Raw genomic sequence first — 25,816 nt, forward strand, 5'->3', positions numbered from 1 at the left:
CAATGAGACCCTCTACCAACGACCATTTGGAATCGAAAGTGACAACCTGGTTACAGTCGACCAATAAGGCAGCATTTTCCATTTTCTGTATACTGGCAGCATTCTGCACCTACTCCTGTATGTACGCCTTCCGAAAGCCGTTTGCGGTTGCCACCTTCGAAGGTGAAGCCTTCTGGGGAATTGACTATAAAATACTGTTGATTACGGCACAAGTGCTTGGATATACACTATCGAAGTTCATAGGCATACGGGTAATCTCGGAGATGAAAAACAACCGAAGATCCATTTTCATTCTTCTTTTGATTGTTTCCGCTGCACTGGCTCTCCTTGGCTTTGCCCTGGCTCCAGCTCCCTGGGGCATCCTCTTCCTCTTTCTTAACGGCCTTCCACTCGGCATGGTGTGGGGCTTGGTTTTCAGTTTCCTCGAAGGCAGGCAAACTACTGAGGTGCTCGGTGCGGGCCTTTCGGTAAGCTTTATCTTCTCTTCCGGTTTTGTAAAAACTGTCGGCAAGGTGGTAATGCTTAGCTGGGGCGTAAGTGAAGACTGGATGCCTTTTGTTACAGGCAGCCTCTTTTTGCTTCCGCTGCTCGGTTTTGTTTGGTTGCTTGATCGTATTCCAGAGCCAAGCCCCGAGGATGTGGCGATGAGAACCAAACGTGAGCCCATGAGTAAGAATCAGCGGCGCCAGTTTTTGGTGGACTTTGGTGGCGGTATGTTTCTACTCACGCTGGTTTACATACTGCTCACTGCCTTCCGTGATTTTCGTGACAACTTCTCCGCAGAAATATGGCAGGTGCTGGGCTACGGCGACAATGCCGAAATTTTTACACTAACAGAAATTCCAGTCTCCATAGCAGTGCTTGTGCTACTCGGTCTTATGATGGGGATCAAACAAAACTATAAGGCGTTAAATGCGAACTACCTGATCATTATAGGTGGTTTTGCGGTCAGCGGCATCAGCACACTGCTTTTCCAAAACCATCTGATTTCACCGCCTCTTTGGATGATTTTGGTGGGGTTCGGTCTCTACCTTGGCTATGTCCCTTTTAACAGCATCCTTTTTGACAGGCTCATCGCAGCTTTTAAGGTAACTGGAAATGTCGGGTTTCTTATTTACCTGGCCGATTCGTTCGGTTACCTGGGCAGCGTGGTTATTCTGTTCTACAAGAACTTCGGCTTCGCCAATTTGAGCTGGCTTGAGTTTTTCACACAGTCGATTTATGTAGTCTCCATTTCGGGAACCGTACTGATGGGAATTTGTATGGTCTATTTCAGAAGGAAATATGAGAGCAGGGATGGTGTTGCCGTTCTTTCAGTTAGATGAGGCCAAACGGGTCAGTTCAAGGCTTTCCTTACATCCGGTGTTGCCCGAAGAGCAATTTAGGTAGTTAATCATCATTACTATGTCGTAGCTGTCCCTCCAGCTTAGTCGGTGTGTGTCTGCAAAATTGTTCAAATCTTCAAACAGGCCTTGCTCTTTCATGTACTTTTTGAAACTACTAAGAGGCACTATGTTATTGTTGTGACAGAAAAAGAAGTCAAAACCAGCTACCTGTTCCCTTAGCATTTGATCCTTGATTGAACTGGCGGATGATGCTATATCATCGTACACAGGCTCAATGGATTTTTCTTTCCTCAGTAAGCCATAGTCGCCCTTGATGACAACTTCGTAGAAAACCGGCTGATTAAATCCCCTTTTATTGGCGATATAAGTGTAGAACTTTCTCCATACCTCAATATGGTCATCAAAAAAACTGAACTGAGATAGTTTGTTAGCGGGGAAAGTCTCAACTGCACCTTCTTTCTCTTCTCCCTTGAATGACACAGCATCCCACCTCGGGTGGTACTGGAGCAGTCCCACCTTCACTTCTCCTGACGTTAATACAACAACCCCCTGAGACCATTTCTGGTCTGCAAAAGAGTGTAAACAGGAAAATACTACAATAAATACTGTTGCCAGTATTTTCATTGGGTGTTAAATAAGCGTTAACTAAGTTAACATTAATTTAACACACCATTGTCATTTCCAATGTTAAGTTTTCAGGAGATGCCGGACTGCCATTTGCTCGAAATGGCTTAACGGAGGCATGGGCTTGTTTTCGAGTTTTGCTTCTTCGTCCCAGTGGCGGAGTGCAATGCTTGGCTCGAATAGTGGATCACTCTTAAAGGCAGCAGCCTCATCGGCGGTCATTCGACCGCCCTGATACTCAAGTGTTTTTTTGCTGGCCTCAGAAAGTTTGTTGTAATAAAACTCATCAGCGAAAGTGAGGTACCGCTTGGCCGCCACGTGGTTTTCTACCAGCTGGCAGATTTTTCGGGAAAAGCCCTTTTCTCTGAGGAACTTCGACCCAATCTCTTCGTGGCTTTTGACACCGTAAAGCCCCATTTTTTCAACCTGGCCATCCATTTCGCATATATGTCCGATGTCGTGAAAAAATGCGGCAAGAATGACCTCCTCATCGTAACCAGCCCTTTCTGCAAGCAAAGCAGCCTGCACCATGTGCTCAACCTGGGAAACCGGCTCGCCTATATAGTCTTCGTCGCCGTAAGTCCGATACAGATCAAAAATCTCTTTCGCTATTTGTTGGGCACTCATTTTTCAAGAATTATTTGTAAAACTTCAGGTAGACTGTCAGCGATATGCGTGTGTGGCTCCTTCTCCAAATCCTCTCTGCTATAGGCTCCGGTCGTTACTCCAATCACCAAACCGCAGCCTGCGGCTGTTCCCTCTCCCAGGTCGGATGCGGTATCACCTACTTTTGCAACGAAAGAAGCTTCTGTCACCTTGCTTAGCTTCATGGCTTTGAAAATCATATCAGGGTGGGGTCGGCCGCTCTCCACCTCATCGCTGGTCACGCTGCCATCCAACAGCTCCTGTTTCAACCAACCAAGTCGTTCGATCAACGCATCGGTCGTTTTCCGGTCAAACCCCGTGTCAACGTACACACTGATGCCTGATTCCTTCAGCGCTTTGAATACATCAGAGGCTCCGGCCATCTCCCGCACCGACGGATCTTCTTCATAAAAGCTAACCATATCCGAGACGAATGCTTCGTGGAGCTCGTCAATCATATCATCAGTTACTTTGATGCTTTCAGGCAAGTGGTACTCAAGAAGTTGTCGCAATGCTACCGGCTTTGGAATGCCCATCACCCTTGCGGCCTCCACCATGGTAATTGAAACACCCTGGCGCTGCAACGTTTTTCTTAGCACCTTTTGTACATCCTGATTGTCCTGAACAGTGGTGCCCGCCAGGTCAAAAACTACTAGCTGAATTGATCCCATCTTTTGCATTGATTCAAGCGTCAATTTTACAACTGAACACCCATTTCAAAGTAAGCTGGGGATTAAGATATGGTTAAGTTTTTCAATGAAGGCGGTATGGCACCTGAAGGCTATATACCTCCAGCAATCACCTGAAGCCAATCTTCTTCCTTAAAAGAATCATTGGCTACTCTCAGCAGGTCTTCCGAAGTGGCACTTCGAATTGAGGTCAGCAGCCTGTTGTAATACTCATAATCTAATCCAGCGAAGTGAATGGATCTGAATTTGTCCATCAGACTGAAGGAGGTGCTAATACTTGACAGAAAAGTGCCTATCATGTAGTTCTTCACTGTTTCAAGTTCTTCAAAGGGTATGGGCTCCGTCTTGAGCAGCTTCATCTCCTTCAGAATTTCGTCGATGGAAGCAATGGCCACTTCTCGCTTCACGTCGGTTCCAACCACCCAAAAAGCAGCATGTTGGAGATAAGAGAGCGAAGAATAAATACCGTAGGTATATCCTTTGTCCTCTCTGATGTTTTTCATCAACCTAGAGCCAAAGTACCCGCCAAAAACCTCGTTGAGAAGCATGAGATGGTAGTGGTCAGGATGATGTTTGTCATGAGCCATTTTCCCCAGCCGAAGCGAAGCCTGCACCGACTCATCCACTGGCAGTATTTCCCTCACTGCAGGGGCGGTAACTACCGGATAGTTTGGCAACGAAACAGCTCTTGAAGGGAAGTCACCAAAAAAGCCCTTTAGCTTCGAAAGCTCTTCGCCGGAAAGCTTGCCAGACACAAACACTTCTGCCCGGCTCAACAACCTGTTCTTGTGGTATTCCTTCAAATCAGCGGAGGTCACTTTTCCAACCTCTTCCTCCGAAAGCTCCTTACCGTAAGGGTGGTTCTGTCCGAAAAGAAGGTGTCTTAACCCCGACGATGCCAGCGCAGAAGTCTTTTGCTTGTTTACCCTTATCTGTTGTATCCGCACCTTTTTAAGGGTGTCAAGTTCCTTTTCCGGAAACGAGGCATCAGCAACGACGCTCAAAAAGAAGGGAACCACCTCCTGGAGGTACTTGGTCAGGGAATAAACTGTAAGGGTCACAAAGTCCATTCCCGAGGTTACTTCCCAATACGCTCCGTAGTAGTCAAGCCTATCCGCAATTTGCCGACCTGAGAGCTTCTCTGTTCCCTCAAGCAGCATTTTGGTTGTGAAATAGGAGACACCCTCCTTTTCCTCCAACCAACTGCCTGACTGGAGGACTATCTCTATTCTGCAAACTTCCTGGTCTCCCAGAACCAACTCATGAAATTGAATACCGTTACGAAGCGTACTGCTTGTAACATGCTTTAAATCGGTGCGGGTAGGAATATGAAATTCGGGCGCTGCGGTTCTGTCTAACATCAAAAACTTGGAGGATCAGGAGTCAGGAGTGGTGGAAGTGGGCGTTGCTTTGTCGAAATTAAACAGCAAGCTAAACCTAAGAGTTTCAGCCAGCGGATGATTTTGCACCTGAGGCACCAGATAGGCAAAGTCGATTCCGAATACCTGATAACGGAAGCCAATACCCATGGTGAAATACTTCCTGTCGCCCTTTTGTGGGGTTTCGTAGTGGTAGCCAGCCCGGGCAGCAAACACATCCTTGTACCAGTATTCCACTCCTATGGAAGAGATGATCTCATTTAGTTCCTCCGGAAAGCCGTCGGGTGCATCACCAAACGACCCAAACATGCCGCTCAACAGCGGGCGATAGGGGTCTTTACCACTTTTGATCTTGTACTTACTAGGGTCATTAGGATCGGCAATGAAGTTGCCATCACCATCAGTTTCATAAATCGGCGGAGAAGGAACCATCAGCTTATTGAAATCCAAAGCGACAGTGATGGTGTTAAAGGCATCCAAATCGGTCTTAAAAGCCGCTCCCAACCGCAAATTGATTGGAATGAAATCTTCGTTGTCGACACTGCTATATGTAAGCTTCTGTCCGATATTTGAAATGTGAGCACCTGCCGATATGTTGGAGTTGCGCCCGCTAAGCACCAGGTCCTTTGTGTAATAGGAGCCTACATCCACAGCCACACTCGTGCCTGCTTTGGCATCCGGCGATGAGGAAAAGCTTCCTGAGAGATTAGAATGAATAAAACGGCCTGTGACACCCAGCCCCAACTCTTCGCTCAGCTTCCTTGAATAGGTGGCATCTACAGCAAATTCTCTTGGATTGAAGGTATTAAGAGGTGCACCTGTATTGTCAGTCAACTGTATCTCGCCAAGATCAAAATACCGCATGCTTAACGCCACTGCCTGCACCCGGTCTATTTTTTTATAACCCGACAGGTACGACAACGACATGTCATTCACAATTTTGGCCAACCAGGGAGTGTAAGAAATGGCAAACCCCATGTCCTGTTCAATGAAGGCAAGCTTACCGTTGTTCCAGTGTACTGAGTTGGCGTCGGTGGAAGTGGCTACCCCAACATCACCCATGGCAGCCCCTCTCGCATCAGGCGCAAACCCGAGAAAAGGCACTGCTGTGGAAATAACCCGCCGACTTGTGTCCTGACCAGAAATAACTGCACCAGGCTGTGCATAGCTACAAAAGCTTAAAAAAATTAAGCCAAAAGCAACAAATACACCTGCATTCACGTGCCTTGAAGAATTCAGGGAAGGCTTTTCTATTGTATGTATCTTCAATGTATAAAAATCAATTGGTGAGTATTAGTTTGCCAAAAGCAATATTTTGATTTAAATCTTCTTCGTCAACTACAATCAGTCGGTAAATATAAATACCATTTTCGATTCTTCGGCCATTATAGTTCCTGTTCCACTCCGGGCTTTCGACAAAACCCCCTGAATTGTTGGCTTGCCACTCCATTTTGTCGACTACCGCTCCACGTTGATCCACCAACTCCATGCTTATGCTCAGCAAATGATCGCCCCTGTCGTGTTCCAGCCTAAAGGTAATGGATTCTGTGGCCGGGTTAGGAAAACTGAGAACGTTCTTTATCCTCACTTTAGTGTCTTCCGAAACTACAAAATCTATGATATTTTCAGCAACATTGGAAAAAGTATCAAAAGCTCTCACCTTGAGGCAATGCTTTCCTTTGGTTAGTGTTCCAAGAGGATAGAGGACTGTTCCACTGGTGAAATCGTCCAGATTTGAAACATAATAGTCGTTCAGGATAACTGGCTCCTGTTCGTCTATTTGATAAGTGATGTTCTGCCCTATAGCCTTCCCTGAAATATTAATTCCGCTCTCATCTGCCAATTTTACCATCAGCAATGGATTGGCATTTACCCTGTCGCCGGATCGAAATGAGTCGTCATTGATAAAAGCCTGTATGGCCGGACTTTTAGTGTCGGCGAAAGCTGGGGGCTTCGACCCGCCAAGGTAAAAGTCAATTGTAGCACCGTTCCCATCCAAAAGGCCGCTTTCGGGCTGGGCATACATAGTAATTTTTCCCCTTGTCTGCTGGTATGAAATATTTTTTGGCACAACAAATTCGTATGAAAACTCCCCTTGCGTGATTGACACCTTTCCTCTGTACACTACATTGTTCCATAGCTCATAATTCGTCGGCTGGCTTTCGTCGCCCAGGGTGGCAAACGTGGTCGGCTTGTCGTACATGTTGACCGTCAGCTTCCCATTATAATCGGTTACCTTCTGATCAAATCCATCCTCCACAATTCCTTTCACCACTACCTTGTTCATTGCCGACACGGTATCGGGCACGCCATCTATTGGCACGCCGTTCAGTTCGGTTATTTTTAGGTTGTAGGCTGGATAGTTGAGTCTCATAGATGGGTCGCCTAAGAGCGCAAAGTTGCGATTAACCGGCCCCCGGAGACTGTTATTCTTAGTCTCCCTGATAACGTCGCCCAGGCGTGGATACTCTCCATTTATTTTTGAGAATATGGAAAGATAAAAAGCCTGGTTCAGCACATAGTTGGTGTGAGCGTACACTGGCCGGGTGGTAGTAAGCAAAGCAATCGCTCCTCCCTGCGGATTGAGTAGCAACTCCTCAGCCCCGCTGGCAACTGTTGGGTCGTCGTACCTACCAAACTCACAGGTGGCGGTCACGAACAAAGCTAATCTTGAGCCGTTCTTCCATTTGACCAGCGAATCGTAGACAACTATTCTCTCATCTGTCAGCACCGTTGCATTGCCATGGCCACTGTAGTTGATGATAAAGGCCCCGTTGTCCACGGCCTGTCTGATAGCTTCGTAAGTCTCCGGGGAGCGGGGTTTGCTTTCTATCAATACCTGCTTAAAGGCATCGAGGTAAATCTTTTTTATGTTGAACTGAACATAGGCAGTGTCCACATAGTCCGCCAGCCGGTCGGCATCCCGAAGATGGATATTGAAGTCGCCATCGTCTGCCACAAAGTAGAGGTCATTCCGCCAGCTGCCTACCCCGGCGGGATCGGTACTATAGCCAATAATTTTATCAACCACCTCCGCAGCCTGCTTCGCCGTCCACACTGGCAGCCTCCCCACTCCTATATCGGCTATATGGTCTCCGCTGGTTTGCTCAACCCATTCACCCTCATGGTCGTCCAGAAATGCAAAGTAGTCGTCAGAAGAAAAGCTCAGAATCTGATCCAGCGATTCCCTGGATTCGTACACAGGCACAAAGTTGTGATTTTCAGTTCTTGCTTTGTAGTCAAAAGAAGCGTCTCCAAAAAGCAATAGGTACTTCAGCTTTCCCGGCACCGCATCATACAAGTACTTCATATAGTCCCTGATGGCTGAAATATCCTGCATGCCCGATGAAAACTCATTGTACACTTGCTGGACAGTAACAACCCTCACATCCAACCCACCATTCGACCGCCGGAAGTTGGCCAGCCGATTCGCCTCCGACAAAAAGTTCTTGTGTGCGACAATTACCAGATCCGGAACCTGCCCGTTTTTCAACTCCTGGTTCAATAGCTTTTTGGCAGAAGCCGGTGATTTCAACGAGGCCGGATCAACTGCTATGAACTCAAGCTGGTTAGTTTGATCAACCGTAAAGCTGGCCACACCATTCTCCTTGCTGAACTGCTGATTGATTGGCTGGGTAGGCTCGGTCACATCCCAAATTCTGTCCACCGCCGCAGCATTGCCAAGGCTATAAGAAGCAGTGCCCTGAGCGTCTTTATTTCTGAATATCAGCCCACCCTGGCGGTAATTGAGCTTCTTTTTCCCCTGCAAAAAGAAGTAGTCGAGGTAGCCCAGCGACGTCTTCCCAAAAAAACGATTGTAAGTATATTCAACTGAGGTGTTCTCCGCCGAACCAATAGCAGAAGCAGATAGCCGGATTGTATCAACCCTCTGAACCCCCAATGGGTCATAGTCGCCTTCGCCCCTGGCGCCAACAGCCTGATTGAAAATGGCATTTCCGTTTACCCTGATATCGAAAGAGCTGGCTCCAAAACTTTGCGTGACAACTGAGGAGATCATCGTTACCTCAGTGCCTGCCAGGTAAGCGCCTTTTCCTCCCTCAAAGGTTAAGGTGGCGTTGCCCGATGAACTAAAAATCTCACCCTGCCAATGCCTGCCCGACTTCCCAAGTTTATTGATGTCAACCTCATGAGCAAACAGGTCGTCGTAGGCTTCGATTTTCACTCCCGGGGACCCAAGCGACTCCCGGGTGAGCATTCTCTTTCCTTCCGCACCATCAATCCTGAGAAAGTAGTAGGTGGTGTCCGAATATAGATTTCTTTCGTATCGAAAACAGCTACATCCAGTTTCAAAAGAGTATTCATGGGGAGAGTTGCCATAAAACAGCAGGTAGTCAGAGGCATCGAAACGCCCGTCCTCCTCCCCTATGATCTGAACGCTGTTTTCAATCAAGTCAAACGGCCTGAGAGTAGCATTCTTTTGGGGGAGCATACCGCCGCCGCCGTTGCCGTACATCGCCAGTTTCCCCGGGTCAATCGCCAACACATCAACACCTGCCTTTTGAAGGAAGTCACGGTCGATTTTATAGACTCCTTTCTCCGTCACACCAATCTTAAGCCACTGCCCCTCGCTTAGCACACTTTGCCCAAAGCCTGCACGGCAGGCAAGGAAAGTAATCAGTGAGGCAATAAGGATGATCGGTTTTTTCATTGAGCGTTTAGGCCATGGAGAAACGCTGGCTTAGCAAAATTATTCTTCAAAAATAAAAGCATTCAGCTAAGAAATTAGCTTGCAGACGACTTAGTTTGAAATAAATGACTCAGGATGGATGTTAGAACATACAGCAAAATGGCCAGCGGAAGTAGCGTATAGCCACCAATAACAATCACCAGCATGGCCATTAGAATGACAAGGTATTTCGGTTGATTCCCTGCCCAGCCAAAACTTTTGAACTTGAGCGCTATCATCTCAAAAGGTGATACCAGCAACCAGGAAAAAAGCAGGGTCAAGCCAACGAGCACATATGTATTAACAACGATTGGGAAAGCGCCAGCCGTCCAAACCAGGCAAGTGAAAAAAAGCGCATTTGCCGGCGTGGGCACTCCTATGAACTTGTCCGACTGCCTAGTATCTATATTGAATTGAGCCAGCCTAAAGGCCGAAAAAACGGCAATTAAGAATGCGATGTAGGGGAGAAACTCGTTGGTCTGACTTGTTTCAAGCAGTTGGTAAACAGTGACGGCGGGCAACACACCAAAACTTACCATATCAGCCAGTGAATCCAGCTCCTTGCCAATAGCACTCGACACTTTTAGTGCTCTTGCGGCAAAACCGTCGAAAAAATCAAACACCGCCGCCATTACCACGGCAACAGGTGCCATTTCCACTTTACCTGACAGCACGATCACAATGCCTATACAGCCGCAAACCAGGTTGCCGGCAGTGAGAATATTAGGTACCTGGGCTTTTATCTTCATCTTTTCAAGCCACAAAAAGGGTTATAAACTTTCTCATATCCGATAGTGGTCGTTTCACCGTGGCCGGGAAAAACCTCCACATCGTCACTCAAGGTAAATAACTTTTCATGAATGCTTTTGATGAGCGTATTATGGTCGCCTCCGGGAAGATCGGTTCTTCCTATGCTCTGACGAAAAAGTACGTCCCCTCCCATGAGCTGCTTGGTATTGGCGTGGTAAAATGCCACATGACCAGGGGCATGGCCAGGCACAAAAAGAACATCCAGGCTAGTCGAACCAAATTCCACAACATCGCCTTCATCAATATAGTGGTCGATTTCACTTTCCTCGTAGCCAGCAAACCCATAATTGGAAGCATACGCCTTTACGGCCCTGAGCACAGGCTCGTCATTTTTGTGGGCATACAGCTCAATGCCAAAATTCCTTTTACAATAAGCATTGCCCAACACGTGGTCAATATGGCAATGGGTGTTGAGTAGCTTAACTGGTCTTAGTCCATTAGAAGCAATAAAATCGGTCAGCTCGAGTTTTTCAGATGTGTCGAAGCAACCCGGATCGATGATTACACATTCCTTTGTCTCGTCGTGTAACACATAAGTGTTTTCCTGAAACGGGTTGAAGGCAAAGGCTTTTATTTTGAGCATGCGAGGTTTGCTTTAGGAGGCAAATTTGTAGGTTTGAGGCTCAAAATACAAAATTGATGGAAGTTGATTTTCTTATTATTGGCCAGGGACTGGCCGGCACCACGCTGGCATTTGAACTGCTGGACAAGGGTAAGAAAGTAATGGTGATGGCAGACTCAAAGCAGCCATGTGCTTCCAAAGTGGCAGCGGGACTTTACAATCCCATAACAGGCAACAGGCTGGTAAAAACATGGAAAGCAGATTCACTTTTTGAAATCGTCGAGCCCTATTATCAAAGCCTGGAGTCGATGCTCGACGCAAAGTTTGTTCACCCAATCGGTATCTACAGGCCTTTTACCTCCATCGATGAGCAAAATGACTGGATGGCCAAGTCAGCCGATCCACAGTTCTCAGCCTACGTTGCCAAAGTGACCAGCCATCCTCACGACTCTCATTTGTTTCACGATCCATACGGCGGGGTTCATCTCAGGAAGGCTGGATTCATCGATACCACAATATTTTTGGAGGCTTCAAAAAAATACCTGGAAGCTAAAGGGTGTTTTACCGAAGAAATGTTTCATGAAGACAACCTTTCTATTGCAAACACTAGTATAAGTTATAAAGGCCTGAAGGCAAACAATTTGGTTTTGGCGCAGGGAATTGGGGCGCAACGTAGAAATTTGTTCTCATGGCTGCCACTACATGAGCTAAAGGGGGAAATTCTCGAGGTAAGCACCTCCTTTGAGGGCAACACCATTTTTAACCGGGGTTGTTTCATGCTACCGGCAGGTAATAAACGTTGGAGAGTGGGGTCGACTTACAATTGGCGGCAACCGGATTATTTGCCGACTGAACAAGGAAAAAAGGAGATATTGGAAAAGTTGAACCACTTATACAAAGGGAGCGTTGAAATAACCAATCACATGGTGGGGATAAGACCCTCTACCAAAGACAGGCGTCCTTTTTTAGGAAAACATCCTGCTTATGAAAACATTCATATTTTCAATGGGTTAGGAACAAAAGGCGTATCTTTAAGTCCCTTTTTTGCCAGGGAAATGGCAGACTATCTTGTCGGTCAAAAACCATTGTGCAAGGAAGTCAGTATTGAAAGATATTTTTCTTTATATTTTGAGAGAAATGTAGGATGATGAACAGGCAACTGGAGCGCTATTGGAAAATTGGCTTATTAATTGGCTTTATTCTTTTTTGTTCTGATCTCTCAGCCCAGAATATTTCGGGTGGATTCGGGAAAAACAGGGTTCAGTACAAAAACTTTGAGTGGTTTTTTTACAGCGCCGAAAATTTTGATATTTATTTCTACCAGGGTGGTGAAGACTACGCCAAAGCGGCTGCGGAGTTTCTCGAAGTTGAGTTCGACAAGCTTACCGACATTCTTGGCTATGCCCCGTATGCTAAAACAAAAATTTTCCTCTACAATTCAGTAGCCGACCTTCAGCAAAGCAATATTGGCGTCAACGATGAGACGTTTGCCGTAGGCGGAAAAACCAATTTCATAAAACTACAAGTAGAAGTTGCTTACCCTGGCACCATGCTGGGCTTTAAAGAAGAACTGCTGCATCAGATTTCCCGCATGCTCATCAAAGACATGATGTTTGGCGGAAGCCTCACGGACATGTTCCAAAACACCTATCTGCTTAGCTTACCCGAGTGGTTTATCGAAGGTGCCGCCATGTATGTGACCAATGGCTGGTCCATCGAAATGGATGACTTCATGCGTGACTTCCAACAGAAAAACGGGCGATTCAAGAAGCTGAACAAGTACTCTTACGACCAGGCAGGCCTCATTGGGCAGTCGATTTGGAACTACATAGTAGTAAAATACGGCCGAAGCAATATCTCCAACATCCTGAACCTCACCAGAATCATTCGGAACGAGGAAAACAGTATCGCCAGCACGTTGGGCGTGCCCTTCAAAACCTTTCTCTCCGACTGGCAGAATTATTACCTGAATGCTAACACAACCATTGAAGGTGAGTACCGGTCACCTGAAGAAGACAGTTTTATCACTCACCGCAAAAAAGACAAAGACTTTACCACCGTTTCAATCAGCCCCGACGGCAAGCACCTGTCCTATGTAATCAACGACAACGGTAAATACCGGGTTTTTGTGAAGAATTTGGAAACCGGAAAATCCACAAGAGTAATGACCGGTGGCTACCGAATGATTAATCAGGATGTAGATTTGAAAGTGCCAATGCTCAACTGGGTGGACAATGTGACCCTGGGAATTGTGGATGTCAAGTACGGCCTTTATGAGTACGTGCAGTACGATATTCTAGGCAAATCATTGATCAGAAGGCCGCTGGAGAGGTTTTCGCAGGTGCACAATATTGCCTTCAATAGCAACGGCAAGCTGGCTGTCATCAGTGGCGACATCAACGGCCAAAACGATCTCTACCTGGTGTCGCTAACCAGAAACGCCCTAAGGCGCCTTACCAACGACGTGTGGGACGACATTACGCCGAGCTTTCTGCCTGGTACCGATGCCATTGTGTTCAGCAGCAACCGACCAACAGATTCTCTGAAGTCGGCATCTAAAACTTTAAAAGACCTTCCAAGCCACTACAACCTGTTCCTGTACGACCTTGACACTACCAAAAATGTGGTGGTGAGGCTAACGAACAACATTAGCAGCAACTACCTTCCCAAGCCGCTTGATACTTACAACATCCTGTACCTAAGCGACCAAAAGGGAATTATTAACCTTTACAGATACAACAGGGAAGACAGCATTTACAGCCAGGTATCAAACTTCAATACAAGCATCAAGTCGTACGATGTTGATCCGGCGAGCAAGACTTTGACGGCCATTATGCTGAACGATGGCGTAGACAAAATTTACAAGACTGAGGGCTTCGACTACCGAACCCCGACCTTTACCCGACAAACATTACGGCAAGACGTTCAACAGGCTCGCTTTTTAACGCAGCGGCTAGGAGAACGGAAGGCAGCTCAGCAACAAATAGTGGATAGCGTAAAGACTGAAAAAGCGGAACAAATCCAAAAAGAGGCTGAGAAAAAAAGCGTTTTGAATGACCCAGCTCTGGCCGGAAGGTCAGACCTCATTGATACTGAAAATTACCAATTCGACAATGATGTGATTAAGCAAAGGAGTGAGTCGAGCTCCTTCCTTTCCAACTTCAGGGGCGTGGAGAGAAAAAGCAAAATATTGGGCCCGATTCCTTACGAGCCACGATTTAGCGCCAACAACGTAACAACCTCATTTGTCATTGATCCATTGCGAAAGTTTGGCATGCTACTCGAAACCCGCATGAATGACATGACCGAGGATCATCATTTCTATGGCGGAGCACTGGCCATTGCCAACCTGAGGCAAGGCGATATTTTTGGCGAGTACCAGTTCCTGAAATACAGAGTCGATTTTAAGATGCGCTATGACAGAAAAGTTATTCGCAGAGAATCCAATGGAAATAATCAACTGGAAGCCGCCAACCAAAAATATGTACTTAACACATACACGGTTGGTGCAAGTCTGCCACTGAGCGTATATACACGGATAGCGTTTCAACCCTTCTTTTCTACCACAAGATTTCTGGAGCTGGACTACCGGACGCTGAGCACCTCTCCACCGAGCTTCCCCACCGACATAAGTACATCTTATGCCGGCTTCAAGTCGGAAATAGTGTTTGATAACACGATTTCGCATGGCACAAATATCATTGAGGGGACAAGAGCAAAAGTTGCATTTAACCTCTCGCAAAACCTGGGCTCTACGGCGCAAAGTTTCAACAACATTGAGGTAGATGTAAGGCACTACCAGAAGATTTACCGGGAGCTGATCTTTGCTACCCGCTTCATGTATGGAAGATTTTTTGGCAACGATGCCAAAACATACGTTTTGGGCGGTATGGACAACTGGCTTTTCAACAGGACCGACACCACCGGTCAGCGTGACCCTATACTACCCATGTATGGAGTAGACAATAGCGACATTCTCTTTTTACGCTACGTCACTAACTTGAGAGGTTTTAATTATAACAAACTAAATGGGAACAATGTATTGCTGTTCAACGCAGAGCTTAGATTCCCCGTCGTACGGTTTTTCCACCGAGGTCCTATTTCATCTAACTTTCTCAGAAACCTTCAATTTACTTCTTTCTACGACCTTGGCTCAGCCTGGACCGGTGCCTCTCCCTTTAACGAAGACAATAACGTAAACACTATTACGTACAAGGTTCCCGGATCTCCATTCCAGGCAGTCATCCGTAATTCGAAATCAGCATGGCTGGCCAGCTACGGATTTGGTGTGAGAACCTACCTGCTGGGGTACTACATTAAGCTTGATATGGCTTACCCTATTGAAGACTACGAAGTTCAGAGGAAGAGATTTTACCTTACACTCGGATTCGACTTTTAAAAAGCTAAAAGCTTACCATTTTAGATAATTGTCATAAATTTCGGGATGATAAAATCCATGACCGGGTACGGAAGTGCCTCCTTTGAAAACAGCGAGTGTAAGCTATCCATCGAAGTAAAAACACTTAATTCTAAATTTCTGGATTTATCGCTAAAGCTTCCAAAGGCTATTCAGGAGTACGAAATGGAGGTGAAGACTTTAATTTCAGAAATCCTCATCAGAGGGAAAGTCAACATCAACTTTGATTACGAAGAGAACAAAAAGGAAGAGGTTCGTTACTCTGTAAACAGTGTTTTCTTCGAACAATACTTCCAGCAGTTAAAGAGCATTTCAGCAAATCTGGTTGTTTCTGATGAGTCACTTTTCAGGCAAACTATGCAGATGCCTGAGGTATTGCAGCAAAAGGAAGATACAGAAGATGCAAGGATTTCATTGGAAGAAGTTCTTCAAACAATGAGAAAGGCCCTTGAGGCCTGCGATAAATTCAGGGACAGAGAGGGTGAAGTGCTCTATGGCAACTTCGTATCGTACATCGGCGTCATCCGTCACAACCTTGCCGAAGTAGCTAAAAGAGACCCTGAACGAATCAAGGGGATCAAGGAAAGAATTGAAAAGAACCTCATTGACGTGGTAGGCAAGGAAAAGGTGGACCAAAATCGCTTCGAGCAGGAATTGATCTACTACATAGAAAAGCTCGATATAGCCGAGGAAAAAGTCAGGCTGGAGAGTCACCTCAACTTTTTTATTGAAGCACTTGGCAGCCCAGATTCGAACGGTAAAAAGCTGGCCTTCATTTCACAGGAGATCGGCAGAGAGATAAATACTATCGGTTCCAAAGCCAACGATGCCATCGTGCAACGGCTTGTAATAGAAATGAAAGAAGAGCTGGAGAAAATCAAAGAACAGCTTCTTAATATTCTCTAGCTCTCTTTCGGGTTTTACTGCCCGAGACTAAAAAAGATGGGTATAGTCATCCGAACCTTCACGGGCAAGCCACGCTGCTTTCCAGGGTTCCAGGGTGGCGCCCCGGAAAGCACCCGAACTGCCTCTTCATCGCAGCCACCGCCAATACCTTTAGCCACCTCAATATTGCTGATCGACCCGTCTTTCTCCACAACAAATTGGAGGTAAACCCGACCTGAAATGTTCATTTTTCTGGCATTCTGGGGATAAACCAGGTTTTCTCCCAAATACTTGTAAAACGCCTGCATGCCACCTTTTGGCTCGGGCTTGTTTTCCACAATGACAAATATTTCCTCGGCCTCCTCTTCGGGCAGCTCATCCATCACCGCTGGCAGAGGATCAGTGATCCGCATGTCCTGGGTGATCTCCACATCAAGGTCGAGATCAATATCCTCAAGCTCAATTTCATCGCTGATCTCAGTGATAACTACCGGCTGGTTTTGTAGCGGAGGAGGTGGGGGAGGTTGGTCAGTTGGTGGAATTTCTATCAAATCCTCAAATTCATCTCCCGTAAGACCGGACAACTCAATTTGGTCGCCTGAGTCATAGAATTTCCATTCAAATGCTACTATAACAAGCAATAGCGAAATAGCGAGCCCCAGCACAAAGAAAAGATTGCTCAAATCGTGGTCTCTTAATGCCTTACTCCTTTTGTGGTCCAGTAGCTCACCAATCAGGTTTGCCTGCTTCTGCTTCCTGATAAGGGCATCTGCCTTGGGCGATCTGAGAAAATAGTTTTCGGGGGTATCTACCGTGCCTCGAATGTTGCTGCTTGAATCACGGCTTTCTGCGGGTATGGGTTGTGAAATTTTCATGGCTTTGGGTATTAAATTGATTGGCCATCCGCCAAACTTCAATACCAAAGTCCTCCATTTTCAGCTAAATAGATATGATCTACAAGAGCCCTGTCCTCTGATTTTAGTCATAAAAAAAGCCCCAATATTGGGGCTTTCCTTCTATAACTTATGTCCTCAATTATCCAAGCTTGAAGGTAATAGGAAGAATCATTCTTACTTTCACGGGGCGTCCACGCTGCTTACCAGGTTTCCACTTAGCCGCTTCCTGAATCACCCTTACGGCTTCTTCATCGCAACCAGCTCCAATACCTTTTATTGCCTGAACTTCAGTGATAGATCCATCTTTGTCAACAACAAACTGAACAAACACTTTACCCTCAACACCCATTCTTCTTGCCTGGTTGGGGTATTTCATGTTCTTTCCAACGTAGGCGTAGAATGCTGCCATACCACCGTTAGGCTCTGGCTGGTCTTCCACAATCGTGAATATTTCGTCAGCAACCTCTTCTTCAGGTGCCTCTTCGAACACCACGTCTTCTATCACTGTGTTTTCAGTGATTTCAACGTCAAGGTTTACCTCAATTTCCTCTTCGATTTCCTCCTCATCAGGCACCTCGATAATCTCAGGCTGCTGAATCACCGGTGGTGGTGGTGGTGGCTGCTCGGTTGGAGGTATCTCCATTAAGTCTTCAAAGTTATCATCCACCTGACCAAGGTCAACCAAGTTACCATCGTCATAAAACTTCCACTCGAAAGCGGTAATGACAAGAAGTAAACTCACAGCCAGGCCTATGTTGAAAAACAGTCCGGTCTTTCTCTCAAGATCTGCTTTCTCGCTCTTTTTGGCCTCCATTGAAAATCAATTTAGTAGTTAGTTAATCTTTTCGTAGTAATTTCAAATGTAACGATTAAGAAATTTAATTCAAATTAGATTTCTTTCGCCGCACAAAATTTACTGCCAGCAAAGCAGTCACCGAGCCCAAAACATCCGCAAGCAAGTCAAGCCATTCTGAACTCCTGTATGGCATGAAGCTTTGAGCAACCTCAATCAGTATTCCTAAAACTAAGGAATTAGTTGCAACAATCCAAAATCTTACTGGCTTTTCATTTATCAACAATATCTCCGGCACAACAAGTTCCGGAAAATAAAACAGGGACCAAACAAAGAACAGACCAAAATGGCCAACCTTATCAACCCCTGGGTATTTAAGAAACTCAAACCACCCACTGCCGCCGCCCTGGCTTAAGGTCAGGTAGAGGATCAAAGCCACCCATATATACTTAAGGCTTTGAAAAATTTTTAACACCTTACTGCCCGATAAGCTCTTTATAAGCAGCCGCTGACAAAAGCTCTTTTTTCTCCGAAATATTCGACACTTTTACTTTGATCATCCAGCCCTCGCCATACGGATCGCTGTTTACAAGCTCTGGCTGCGCTTCCAGTGCCGCATTTACTTCGGTCACTTCTCCACTCAATGGCATAAACAGGTCAGAAACAGTTTTTACAGCCTCAACGGTGCCAAATACTTCAGCAATGGCAACCTCTTCTCCTTCTTTCTCTATTTCGACGTACACGATATCACCAAGTTCGCTTTGAGCAAAATCAGTCACGCCAACAGTGGCTATATCTCCGTCAACTTTAACCCACTCGTGGTCTTTGGTATAAAGTAAATTCTCGGGAATGTTCATGGATATCTCTTTTATTTTAAAGTGAGCAAAAGTACACTCTTCTGTTTTAAGTGAAAAATTATTGCGCCAAACTAAATCTGAGCTGCACGCCGAAAGCAGTTGTCACTCTCTTAAAGGAGCTCGAAATCCTCGGCTGGTTAAGGTTTCGTTCAAAATAGAACTGAAGATTGAGTTGGTCATTGAGCATATAGCTCACGGTTGGCCGTACCTGATAGTTGATATTTCCCGCCGTTATGGTCGGCTCATCGTCAATTTTTCTTTGTAATGTCTTTGTATCTCTGACGGTCACTGCCACCCTGAAAGTAATATCGTTTTTAAGGGTCACTGTCCTTCCCTGTACCTTAAACGGCAATTCGTAGTCCGACTTCGTGACTCCATAATCCAGTGTCACATCGTTGCTTTTGAGCTCCGTCACCTGGCTGTTGGAGAGGTTGAGTGCTAGGTTCCGCTCTTTCTTGTACTCTATCCTGGCCGTTACCCTCGATTTAGTTCTTAAGTTAATCCCCAAAAAGGGGGCAAACCGCTCGGACACCAACACCTGGCCCAGCACATATATAGGAATCAGCCCATTCTCCCCGTTCAGAGAGGCCATCGGATAATTCTCTATCTGATTAGTAAGGTCAAAATTATCGGCATTAAGTGGTGATAGCGAATCAGTGTAAGCCAGTGTGTTGCTGAAGTTGTTGATACTCAAACTTGAGGTGTAGGCATGGGTAAGGTTAATGGATGAAAACACCTGTGCAAGCTTCGGTATCCGTGACAGCCCGGCGTAGTCCACCCGCCAGTTAGGTATCGGAATCCTCGGGAAGGGCGACAATGAGGCATCGTTGGCAGAATGACCGGTATAGGCAGCTAAAAACGCAGGAATCAATACATCCTGGGAATTGAGGGCATACTCTCCGGCACTGTTTGAAGCGTCGAGTCTGCTTTTTATAATGCTCCTATTGTTTTCGAACTGCTTGAAAACAGACGAGATATTGGCGGTGTCATCTTTAATAAAAGCTGTGTTGATCGTTAAAATAGAAATATTGTAGCTACCCGATCGGGATGGTGTCAGCGAACGGAAGCTCTCCAATTCATCGTCGTATCGGTATATTTCCTGAAAATTACCCGTCACAGTCTTCTTTGCGTCAAGCTGAATTTTTAGGTCCGTGAATGGCTCAATATTAGCTCTTAGCTGCAAATCTGTGGTGTTGTTCTGAGTAAAAGGTGCCGAAAGAGACGTGCTTTTGGCAATCCAGCCGTTTTCTGCGGCCCTGTACCTGATGGTGGGATCCTGGCTACCGAAAATGAAGTCAGTGCCAGGCGCATTAAAGCCACTGTCCAGGCCAAATAAGTAAGCCCTTGGCCTGAAGCCTGGCAGCATGGTGCCTTCCCTTATGCTGTACGTACCGTTGATTGACCTGACCGACATCAAGAGCCTCAACAGCCCTTTAAAGGCTTTATTTTCAGATTTCTTTGCCTCAGTAGTGTCAACTTTTGTCCTTGGACCTTTGGGAGCAGGGCCTGTCGGTCGTCGTCTTGGTGGAGCATTTATCGTCTTGAAATACGGGACTTTATTATATAAGCCTACCAGGTCAACCTTTCCATTCAGAGCCCTTTCCCTTGTATTTTGGATGAGGTTACCCAGCGTATCGGCTTGAGTGACAGAACCGGCCGTCCATGTGTAGCCAACAGCATAACGCAAATCGGCGCTTACCCAGTCGGTGACGGGAAACTTGTCGAAGGGCAGCCTGTAGTTGGCACTGGCATTCTGGTCAAAATTCTTCATCCGGCCAAGGTTCTTCAAATTGGTCCAAATGGAATCCTTCGCAGCCTGTGTGCTTATATCACCCTCGGGCTCATCAATAATGGCCCTTGCTCTGGCATTATAGTCGAGCGTAAGACTTTTGAAAACACTCCATCGAACACTATATGATCTGTTGAAGGTGAAGTATTTTTCATAAAATGGATCGAGGCCTACCGTGGTTAGGTTGGCATTTCTTAGCTGCGTTCTGGCAAACCGTCTGTCTAAATCACCCCTGATGGAAATATTGTTAGGCAGCGGTGATACGTTAATGTCTTTTATGAATTTTAGGTAGGGGCTTTTCAAGCCCTCCGAGTCCTTGAACGGCTCCAGCACCAGCCCCTGAGTCGAGTAGTTGTAGCCAACGCCTCCCCTATAGTTCTTCAATAAATAACTCTCCGTATTCACATTACTGCTCGTCACGTCGCTATAGGAGTAATTGACAGAGAAATTTTCTATGTCGTAAAAGTCCTGCCTGGCGTCGGGGTTTACCCTCTCCTTTCTCACATTTGTAAAATTCAAGCTTCGTCGTGTAGCTTGCTCCACCACTATTTGCCTGTAATTGTCCTGCCCTTCCTGGGTGTCAATGCTAAGAAGTGAGGCTTCCAGAGGAATGTCCGGATCGAGCGGATCCCATTTGGGTGTGGCCACGGTGTTTTCGTAACTGGCAAACATAGGGATTTTGATGCCTGTGTTGCCCGGCAGCAACTTATCCACGTTCACATTGGCTGAAACATCGTAGCTGATGGTTTCTTCCCTTGTTCTTTCCGAAATCCGCTGCTGGATGCCTCCAAAGCCTACGGTCGTGATTCTGGCTGAACCTGAGACGGTGGCAAAATCAGCTAGCTGCGCATTTAGCCTGGTATTGGCTGCCCAGCCTTTGGTATTATCAAAATCGGTTACCCGCAACTCGTTGGCCCAAATACAGACAGATTTAGGCTGCTGGTCGGGCGACTCCGGGTTTTTCACACCAATCATCATGGTAAGCACAGAACTCATATCTGGTCTTCCTACAATGGTCACTTTGTAGTTCCCAACCTGCTCGGTATAGGGCAGTTCCACGTTGAATTTCGAACGGTTTCGGGCCGATTTAACAGCATAAAGCTGGTTAAATTCAATATCTATTTCATTTTCGGCTGGCCAAACAAGTCGTTGTAGTGCTTCACCCGAAGAGCCTTCTACATTAGAAGGAGTTACCTTCAAGGGCACCTCAATCTCATAGTAATTCTGGTCAAAATCCGTTCCGAACCTAATGAAGCCTGAAACATCATCATCGTTCAGCCCATCTCCTTCGGCGTGCAGGAACATTTTGATTTTACCGTAGTTGATCAGGTCAAAATTGACGTTCTTGAATATAGCCCTGGCGTCCCTGTCCTCAAGGTTATCAACGCAAACTTGAATTGATTGCTCATTATTTTGGCGCTGTATAACGGTGGTGTTGTCTCGGTCACGATTGATTCCCGGAGGTAAAGTGTAAGGCGACTTTCCCTCGCTGGCTTTGCTATTTTCCTCGATGCTTACCACCGAAATGGTAAAATCCGAAGTGTACTGCTCGGGAACTTCGTTGTAGCTTCTGTCATACAGGCTCTCAGTGAACTTCCGCCACTGGCTTCCCACCAGTTGAAATTTGGACATTCTCAATACGACGGGTTGCCTCCAGCCCGTCAAATACATCCTCATGTATTTAATACTTTTAAACCCCGAGATATCGCCCTGAATTCTACTGGGGTTTCGAACAGGGATTCTGAAAAGATACCAGGTACGTTCGCCGCCTTCACCACCCACTACCCGGTCAACTATATATCCTTTACCTACTTCAAGCTGTCCTTTTTTTAGTGGGATTTTGTATTCGTAATACTCCTCCAACTCGTTGATAGTGTTGTCTTTGTTCAAGTCCTCGTTCTCAGGCAGGGCGCTGCCCAATGGTGTGAAGTTCTCTCCGCTGGCAGTTTGGACGGGGGTGTTGCCATCCATGCCATTGTAGTTTTTGTAGCGTTCCAGGATCTTTGCGTCCCGGGCATCCTGCTCGGCTCCTAAGTAGTACTCAAAATTATCACCAGAGGGGTCTTCAAGGATCTTGTTTCTTGCGGTACCTGAAACTTGTAGTTTGCTCACGAAGCGGTCGTTAAAAAAACTGGCTTCTTCACTATTTTTAAGACCATCGAGACCAACATCCTGATTAGGTCTTGCAGAAGCACGATTGTCAAAATAGTCGGTGAGGTACTGCTGCTGCGTTACTCTTCCCCACTCAGTTGTTGTCAATTTTTCCGTCCCGCCATCGGCAGGCATTCCATTTTCAAACCCATGGAGTCCATCTTTGATTATATCTTCCGAGATGCTACCCAGGTTGAAGATCAGTTCGCCACCGGTAGTATTAGGCTGGTTAAACAACCCGTCGAGTACCCTGCCACGTCCGTCATTGTCGTCGATAAATGGATCCAGCATCCAGAATTCGATGTATTCGACGTTTGTCTTGTCAAAGTCTACGTCAGAGGTAATTGCCCTGGTAATACCTCCCCAGTTTGATTCGGGATTTTTAAGTAAGCCATCGGTGTCCAGGTCGGGGTTGTAATTGTATTGTCCTCTTTCTGAGGGGAAATAGGCGATGTCAAATATCGGTTCGTTGGTGTTAACTATATTCCGGCTTCTCTGAGAGTAGATTTCCTGAGGGATAATGCCAGCGACGTAGTGGTTGTCCTTGTCCTTCTCCGTAATGTTAGGGGGAGAGTTCGGCCCTCCGTTTCGATAAAAAACGTTATCGATAATATACCAGGCAATTTTTGCTCTTTTGAAAGCGGAGCCAAGCTTGTCACCCGTTTGGTTGCTTAAGTCAAACCGGTTCCCGGGTGTCTGTGGAGTGGCCCCAAGCTTCCAGGCCTGGAAATTGCCCATGTTGTAGGGTGTTACCGCCGACTCAAAGTCGTCGATGTAGGATGTACCTTCGCCACCTACCTCATTGGAAGTACCTGGGTTGATTTGGGCCACTTCACCAGTGAAGGTAATTCGGGAAGGCTCCTTAGTGTCTACGAACGGGAGTGCGTCGACCATTTTGGTCAGGAACCTCGACTCCTTGCTCCAGTTTAAATCGAAGCCGTACAGCGAGTTTTTTGTCGGCTCGTTGCCAACACTATATCTTGTAATGCCGCCAGGGCGTTCATTGAGGTGGAGCCATGTAGCACCAAGGTTCAAGTTTTCAGTGAGCTTATAGTCAAATCGTGTTCCGGTAAGCCACCTGGTTTGAAAGTTGAAAACATCGGCTTTTTCGTATGAAATATTGATCTGCTTCCCGGAGTTAAGTATGCCTTCGTTAATGATCCTTACCCTTCCAAGGTTATAGTCTACCGTATAGTCCAAACCTTCGGTCAGCAGTGTGTTGCCAGCAGTGACTACGACAGAATTGGGTGAAATGCTAATGCCCGGCAACACGATTTCGTTGGATGCTCCCGCCTGAAACTTACCCAAAATGAAAAATTTGTTTTTGGACGACACCTGCTCAGCATCAGCTTTTGTTGTTCGGTAAAGGGTGTCGTAAGCATACTTCTGGATGAGGTTTTGCTCATTGTCCTTATCGAAGTATGTTTTTAGGGTTTTTCCAAATGGCTCAAGCACAGGAAAGATAATGGTTCCGTTCCTCGAGTCGATGGTAACTCCTTCGATATAGTCGAAGTTGCCGTCCCGTTGCGGGTCGTTGTTGGGGTTGAGCTGGTCAAGCTTGAGAAGGTGGATAAGCGGCTGGTCTTTCGTAAGAGCCCCCTCATGCAAACTTGGATTGTCGATACCCGTCAAGTCATCCCGATAATGGATTCTCAGCGTAAACCCCTCCCTATCCACCTGGCTGGCGTTCAGGTTATAGATGTTTTTCATCATCAAGTCCCAGGTCGGAGTCGATGTGTTGATCTTATTAGGGCGGAGCATTTTCAATAGCAGCAGCTCATTTTCCGACAAGTTCTGATAGTCCTCCATCAATTCACCTACTTTAAAGGTTCGGCCGTTGTAGGTATATTCGTAGGCTACTGCCAGCACTTCGTCATTTGTCAGTTTTCTAAGAAGGGAGATGTAACCAAGCTGTTTGTTCAGCACAAATTCCTTTTCATCAAGTCTTCTGGCGGAGGTGATTTTTACATAGTCGACGGAGTTCATAAAGTTGTAACTCGACTCCAGAATGCCATCGACCTGGTTGGCGTCCCTTATTGCACTGTTCGCCTTCAGGGACTTGAATAAGCCGTTGGCATCGTTGCTCGCCGGATAACTGGTTTGAACGGGACTCAAATTAGGGTTGTCTTTGCGGTAAGCTTTATCGCTTTCTCCAAGATCCTGAAAGGCTAGCAAACTCCTCAACGTTTGGGTATCTCCGTTTCTTTTCAGCACATAAATCTCTACCCTGGTTACATTCACGCCCGATATTACCTGAGGCAAGCTGCCCAGCCACTTTTCATAATTGTCTCTAAAAAAATGCCCTAGAAAAAAGTGCCTGTTATCGTCATAGTCTGAGCCACGTACTTCAAATTCCCGTCCCTGAAACCCGCTTTCCAGGGTAATGACATCATTTCGGCCCTGCTGGCGGGAGACAACACTTGTCACAAACAGCTTCCCAAACTGCAACTGGGTCTTCACCCCGAACAAGCTTTGCCCGCCGGAAATAAGGCTGTTGCTGATGGGCATGCTCACGTTACCCACCTCAATCTTTTTGATGATATCCTCCTCATAACCAGTGTACTCCATCTTTAGGTTATTCTGGAAATCAAAAGAGTTGTTATTGTCGAAGTTGGCTGTGATAGCGAGCTTGTCGCCAACCTTGCCGACCAGGTTAAGGCTTATCTGCTGATTAAATTCAAATCCGCCGTTTCTTTGCTGCCTGATTGGTATTTGCGGATTGTCTATCCTCTGCCACCTGCCTCCAAAATCCAGCGTTACAAACCCATTGGGCTGAATATCGACGTAGCTCCCACCAAAAATCCGGTCAATAAGAGGACTGGTATACAGCTTAGGTATAAGCCTCCTACCACTCACCGCACTTTCTCCATCGAGGCCCCTTGACCGGCTTCTCCAATACTCCCGCAGCATTTCTTCTTCCTTCCACTTGCTGAATTCCTCGAACGTCATGGTGGTGGTTGGCCGATAATTCACGTCCCCTATCCTTTCATAGATGGTGTAATTCATCGACGTGTCAATTTCTGCATCGAGTGTGAGGCTTGCGGGGTTTTTTAACTGAAGGGGGGAAGGGCTTATTTTGTTAGAAAAGGGGTCTCCAAATCGATCAATAGGTTCGAATGTAGGCGTCTTTGAGGGTTGGTAGGGCCCTTTGAGTGAGTCTGGTATGGTGTCTTGCTTAAAGAGAAAATACTTATCGGCGTCCTCCAATAAAAAAAAAGAGCGCTCAGCATTAGCAAGTAAAGCGCTGAGCACAAGCGAAATACACAAGAGTACTAGAGTAGTATTT

Annotated in this window: 17 protein-coding genes; 4 read left to right on the forward strand and 13 right to left on the reverse strand. The window is 46.3% G+C overall.

What is annotated here, in order from left to right; all coding sequences use genetic code 11:
- Nucleotides 1–2 precede the first annotated feature (2 nt).
- Nucleotides 3–1,325, forward strand: coding sequence for a DUF5690 family protein (locus AAC052_RS17480; RefSeq protein ID WP_339814815.1), 1,323 nt, complete (start codon nt 3–5; stop codon nt 1,323–1,325).
- Here AAC052_RS17480 and AAC052_RS17485 read toward each other — a convergent pair.
- From AAC052_RS17485 to AAC052_RS17520, 8 genes are all read right to left on the reverse strand, one after another.
- Nucleotides 1,314–1,970, reverse strand: coding sequence for a hypothetical protein (locus AAC052_RS17485; RefSeq protein ID WP_317488275.1), 657 nt, complete (start codon nt 1,968–1,970; stop codon nt 1,314–1,316). The two genes, AAC052_RS17480 and AAC052_RS17485, sit on opposite strands and share 12 nt — an antisense overlap.
- 63 nt (nt 1,971–2,033) lie before the next feature.
- A complete protein-coding gene (locus tag AAC052_RS17490; protein ID WP_339814816.1) occupies nt 2,034–2,597 on the reverse strand; it encodes a phosphonate degradation HD-domain oxygenase in 564 nt (187 codons plus the stop codon).
- Nucleotides 2,594–3,295, reverse strand: a complete 702-nt coding sequence (locus AAC052_RS17495; protein ID WP_339814817.1) for an HAD hydrolase-like protein — start codon at nt 3,293–3,295, stop codon at nt 2,594–2,596. Before AAC052_RS17495 ends, AAC052_RS17490 begins: the two co-directional genes overlap by 4 nt.
- 101 nt (nt 3,296–3,396) lie before the next feature.
- Complete coding sequence (locus AAC052_RS17500; protein ID WP_339814818.1) at nt 3,397–4,665, reverse strand: pitrilysin family protein; 1,269 nt, start codon at nt 4,663–4,665, stop codon at nt 3,397–3,399.
- Nucleotides 4,666–4,680: 15 nt separating this feature from the next.
- Nucleotides 4,681–5,952: a type IX secretion system outer membrane channel protein PorV gene (gene porV, locus AAC052_RS17505; RefSeq protein WP_339814820.1), complete on the reverse strand. Its 1,272-nt coding sequence runs from the start codon at nt 5,950–5,952 to the stop codon at nt 4,681–4,683.
- 10 nt (nt 5,953–5,962) lie between these two features.
- Nucleotides 5,963–9,352 carry a type IX secretion system sortase PorU gene (porU, locus tag AAC052_RS17510; protein ID WP_339814821.1) on the reverse strand — a complete coding sequence of 1,130 codons (3,390 nt, stop codon included), beginning with the start codon at nt 9,350–9,352 and terminating at the stop codon, nt 5,963–5,965.
- 74 nt (nt 9,353–9,426) lie between these two features.
- Nucleotides 9,427–10,119 carry a CDP-diacylglycerol--serine O-phosphatidyltransferase gene (gene pssA, locus AAC052_RS17515; RefSeq protein WP_339814822.1) on the reverse strand — a complete coding sequence of 231 codons (693 nt, stop codon included), beginning with the start codon at nt 10,117–10,119 and terminating at the stop codon, nt 9,427–9,429.
- The gene (locus AAC052_RS17520; protein ID WP_339814823.1) at nt 10,116–10,763 is read right to left on the reverse strand and encodes an MBL fold metallo-hydrolase; all 648 of its coding nucleotides are present in this window, start codon (nt 10,761–10,763) and stop codon (nt 10,116–10,118) included. The genes pssA and AAC052_RS17520 overlap by 4 nt, the downstream gene beginning before the upstream one ends.
- A gap of 56 nt (nt 10,764–10,819) precedes the next feature.
- Between AAC052_RS17520 and AAC052_RS17525 the strand changes: the two genes are divergently transcribed.
- The 3 genes from AAC052_RS17525 to AAC052_RS17535 are packed head-to-tail and all read left to right on the forward strand — an operon-like array spanning nt 10,820 to nt 16,065.
- Entirely contained in the window at nt 10,820–11,890 is a 1,071-nt protein-coding gene (locus AAC052_RS17525) for an FAD-dependent oxidoreductase (protein ID WP_339814824.1), read from the forward strand.
- Complete coding sequence (locus tag AAC052_RS17530; protein WP_339814825.1) at nt 11,887–15,141, forward strand: translocation protein TolB; 3,255 nt, start codon at nt 11,887–11,889, stop codon at nt 15,139–15,141. The genes AAC052_RS17525 and AAC052_RS17530 overlap by 4 nt, the downstream gene beginning before the upstream one ends.
- Nucleotides 15,142–15,186: 45 nt before the next feature.
- On the forward strand, nt 15,187–16,065 hold the full coding sequence (locus AAC052_RS17535; RefSeq protein ID WP_317488285.1) for a YicC/YloC family endoribonuclease: 879 nt from the start codon (nt 15,187–15,189) through the stop codon (nt 16,063–16,065).
- A gap of 14 nt (nt 16,066–16,079) precedes the next feature.
- Here the strand turns inward: AAC052_RS17535 and AAC052_RS17540 are convergent, their stop codons facing one another.
- The 5 genes from AAC052_RS17540 to sprA form a co-directional block, all read right to left on the reverse strand.
- A complete protein-coding gene (locus AAC052_RS17540; protein WP_339814827.1) occupies nt 16,080–16,919 on the reverse strand; it encodes an energy transducer TonB in 840 nt (279 codons plus the stop codon).
- 160 nt (nt 16,920–17,079) lie between these two features.
- Nucleotides 17,080–17,754: an energy transducer TonB gene (locus tag AAC052_RS17545; RefSeq protein ID WP_317488287.1), complete on the reverse strand. Its 675-nt coding sequence runs from the start codon at nt 17,752–17,754 to the stop codon at nt 17,080–17,082.
- A 64-nt stretch (nt 17,755–17,818) separates the two neighbouring features.
- Nucleotides 17,819–18,172, reverse strand: a complete 354-nt coding sequence (locus AAC052_RS17550; protein ID WP_339814828.1) for a VanZ family protein — start codon at nt 18,170–18,172, stop codon at nt 17,819–17,821.
- A gap of 37 nt (nt 18,173–18,209) precedes the next feature.
- Nucleotides 18,210–18,590, reverse strand: a complete 381-nt coding sequence (gcvH, locus tag AAC052_RS17555) for a glycine cleavage system protein GcvH (protein ID WP_339814829.1) — start codon at nt 18,588–18,590, stop codon at nt 18,210–18,212.
- Nucleotides 18,591–18,648: 58 nt separating this feature from the next.
- Nucleotides 18,649–25,797: a cell surface protein SprA gene (sprA, locus tag AAC052_RS17560; RefSeq protein WP_339814831.1), complete on the reverse strand. Its 7,149-nt coding sequence runs from the start codon at nt 25,795–25,797 to the stop codon at nt 18,649–18,651.
- Nucleotides 25,798–25,816: the final 19 nt, after the last annotated feature.

Source organism: uncultured Imperialibacter sp. (assembly GCF_963974565.1).
Classification (GTDB): Bacteria; Bacteroidota; Bacteroidia; order Cytophagales; family Cyclobacteriaceae; genus Imperialibacter; species Imperialibacter roseus.

Coding starts and splice junctions, on each gene's coding strand:
- AAC052_RS17520 (WP_339814823.1), bottom strand. CDS start 10,763: ATGCTCAAAATAAAAGCCTTTGCCTTCAACCCGTTTCAGGAAAACACT.
- porU (WP_339814821.1), bottom strand. CDS start 9,352: ATGAAAAAACCGATCATCCTTATTGCCTCACTGATTACTTTCCTTGCC.
- AAC052_RS17545 (WP_317488287.1), bottom strand. CDS start 17,754: ATGGAGGCCAAAAAGAGCGAGAAAGCAGATCTTGAGAGAAAGACCGGA.
- AAC052_RS17500 (WP_339814818.1), bottom strand. CDS start 4,665: ATGTTAGACAGAACCGCAGCGCCCGAATTTCATATTCCTACCCGCACC.
- AAC052_RS17490 (WP_339814816.1), bottom strand. CDS start 2,597: ATGAGTGCCCAACAAATAGCGAAAGAGATTTTTGATCTGTATCGGACT.
- AAC052_RS17480 (WP_339814815.1), top strand. CDS start 3: ATGAGACCCTCTACCAACGACCATTTGGAATCGAAAGTGACAACCTGG.
- AAC052_RS17535 (WP_317488285.1), top strand. CDS start 15,187: ATGATAAAATCCATGACCGGGTACGGAAGTGCCTCCTTTGAAAACAGC.
- AAC052_RS17495 (WP_339814817.1), bottom strand. CDS start 3,295: ATGCAAAAGATGGGATCAATTCAGCTAGTAGTTTTTGACCTGGCGGGC.
- AAC052_RS17540 (WP_339814827.1), bottom strand. CDS start 16,919: ATGAAAATTTCACAACCCATACCCGCAGAAAGCCGTGATTCAAGCAGC.
- AAC052_RS17485 (WP_317488275.1), bottom strand. CDS start 1,970: ATGAAAATACTGGCAACAGTATTTATTGTAGTATTTTCCTGTTTACAC.
- AAC052_RS17530 (WP_339814825.1), top strand. CDS start 11,887: ATGATGAACAGGCAACTGGAGCGCTATTGGAAAATTGGCTTATTAATT.
- AAC052_RS17525 (WP_339814824.1), top strand. CDS start 10,820: ATGGAAGTTGATTTTCTTATTATTGGCCAGGGACTGGCCGGCACCACG.
- pssA (WP_339814822.1), bottom strand. CDS start 10,119: ATGAAGATAAAAGCCCAGGTACCTAATATTCTCACTGCCGGCAACCTG.
- gcvH (WP_339814829.1), bottom strand. CDS start 18,590: ATGAACATTCCCGAGAATTTACTTTATACCAAAGACCACGAGTGGGTT.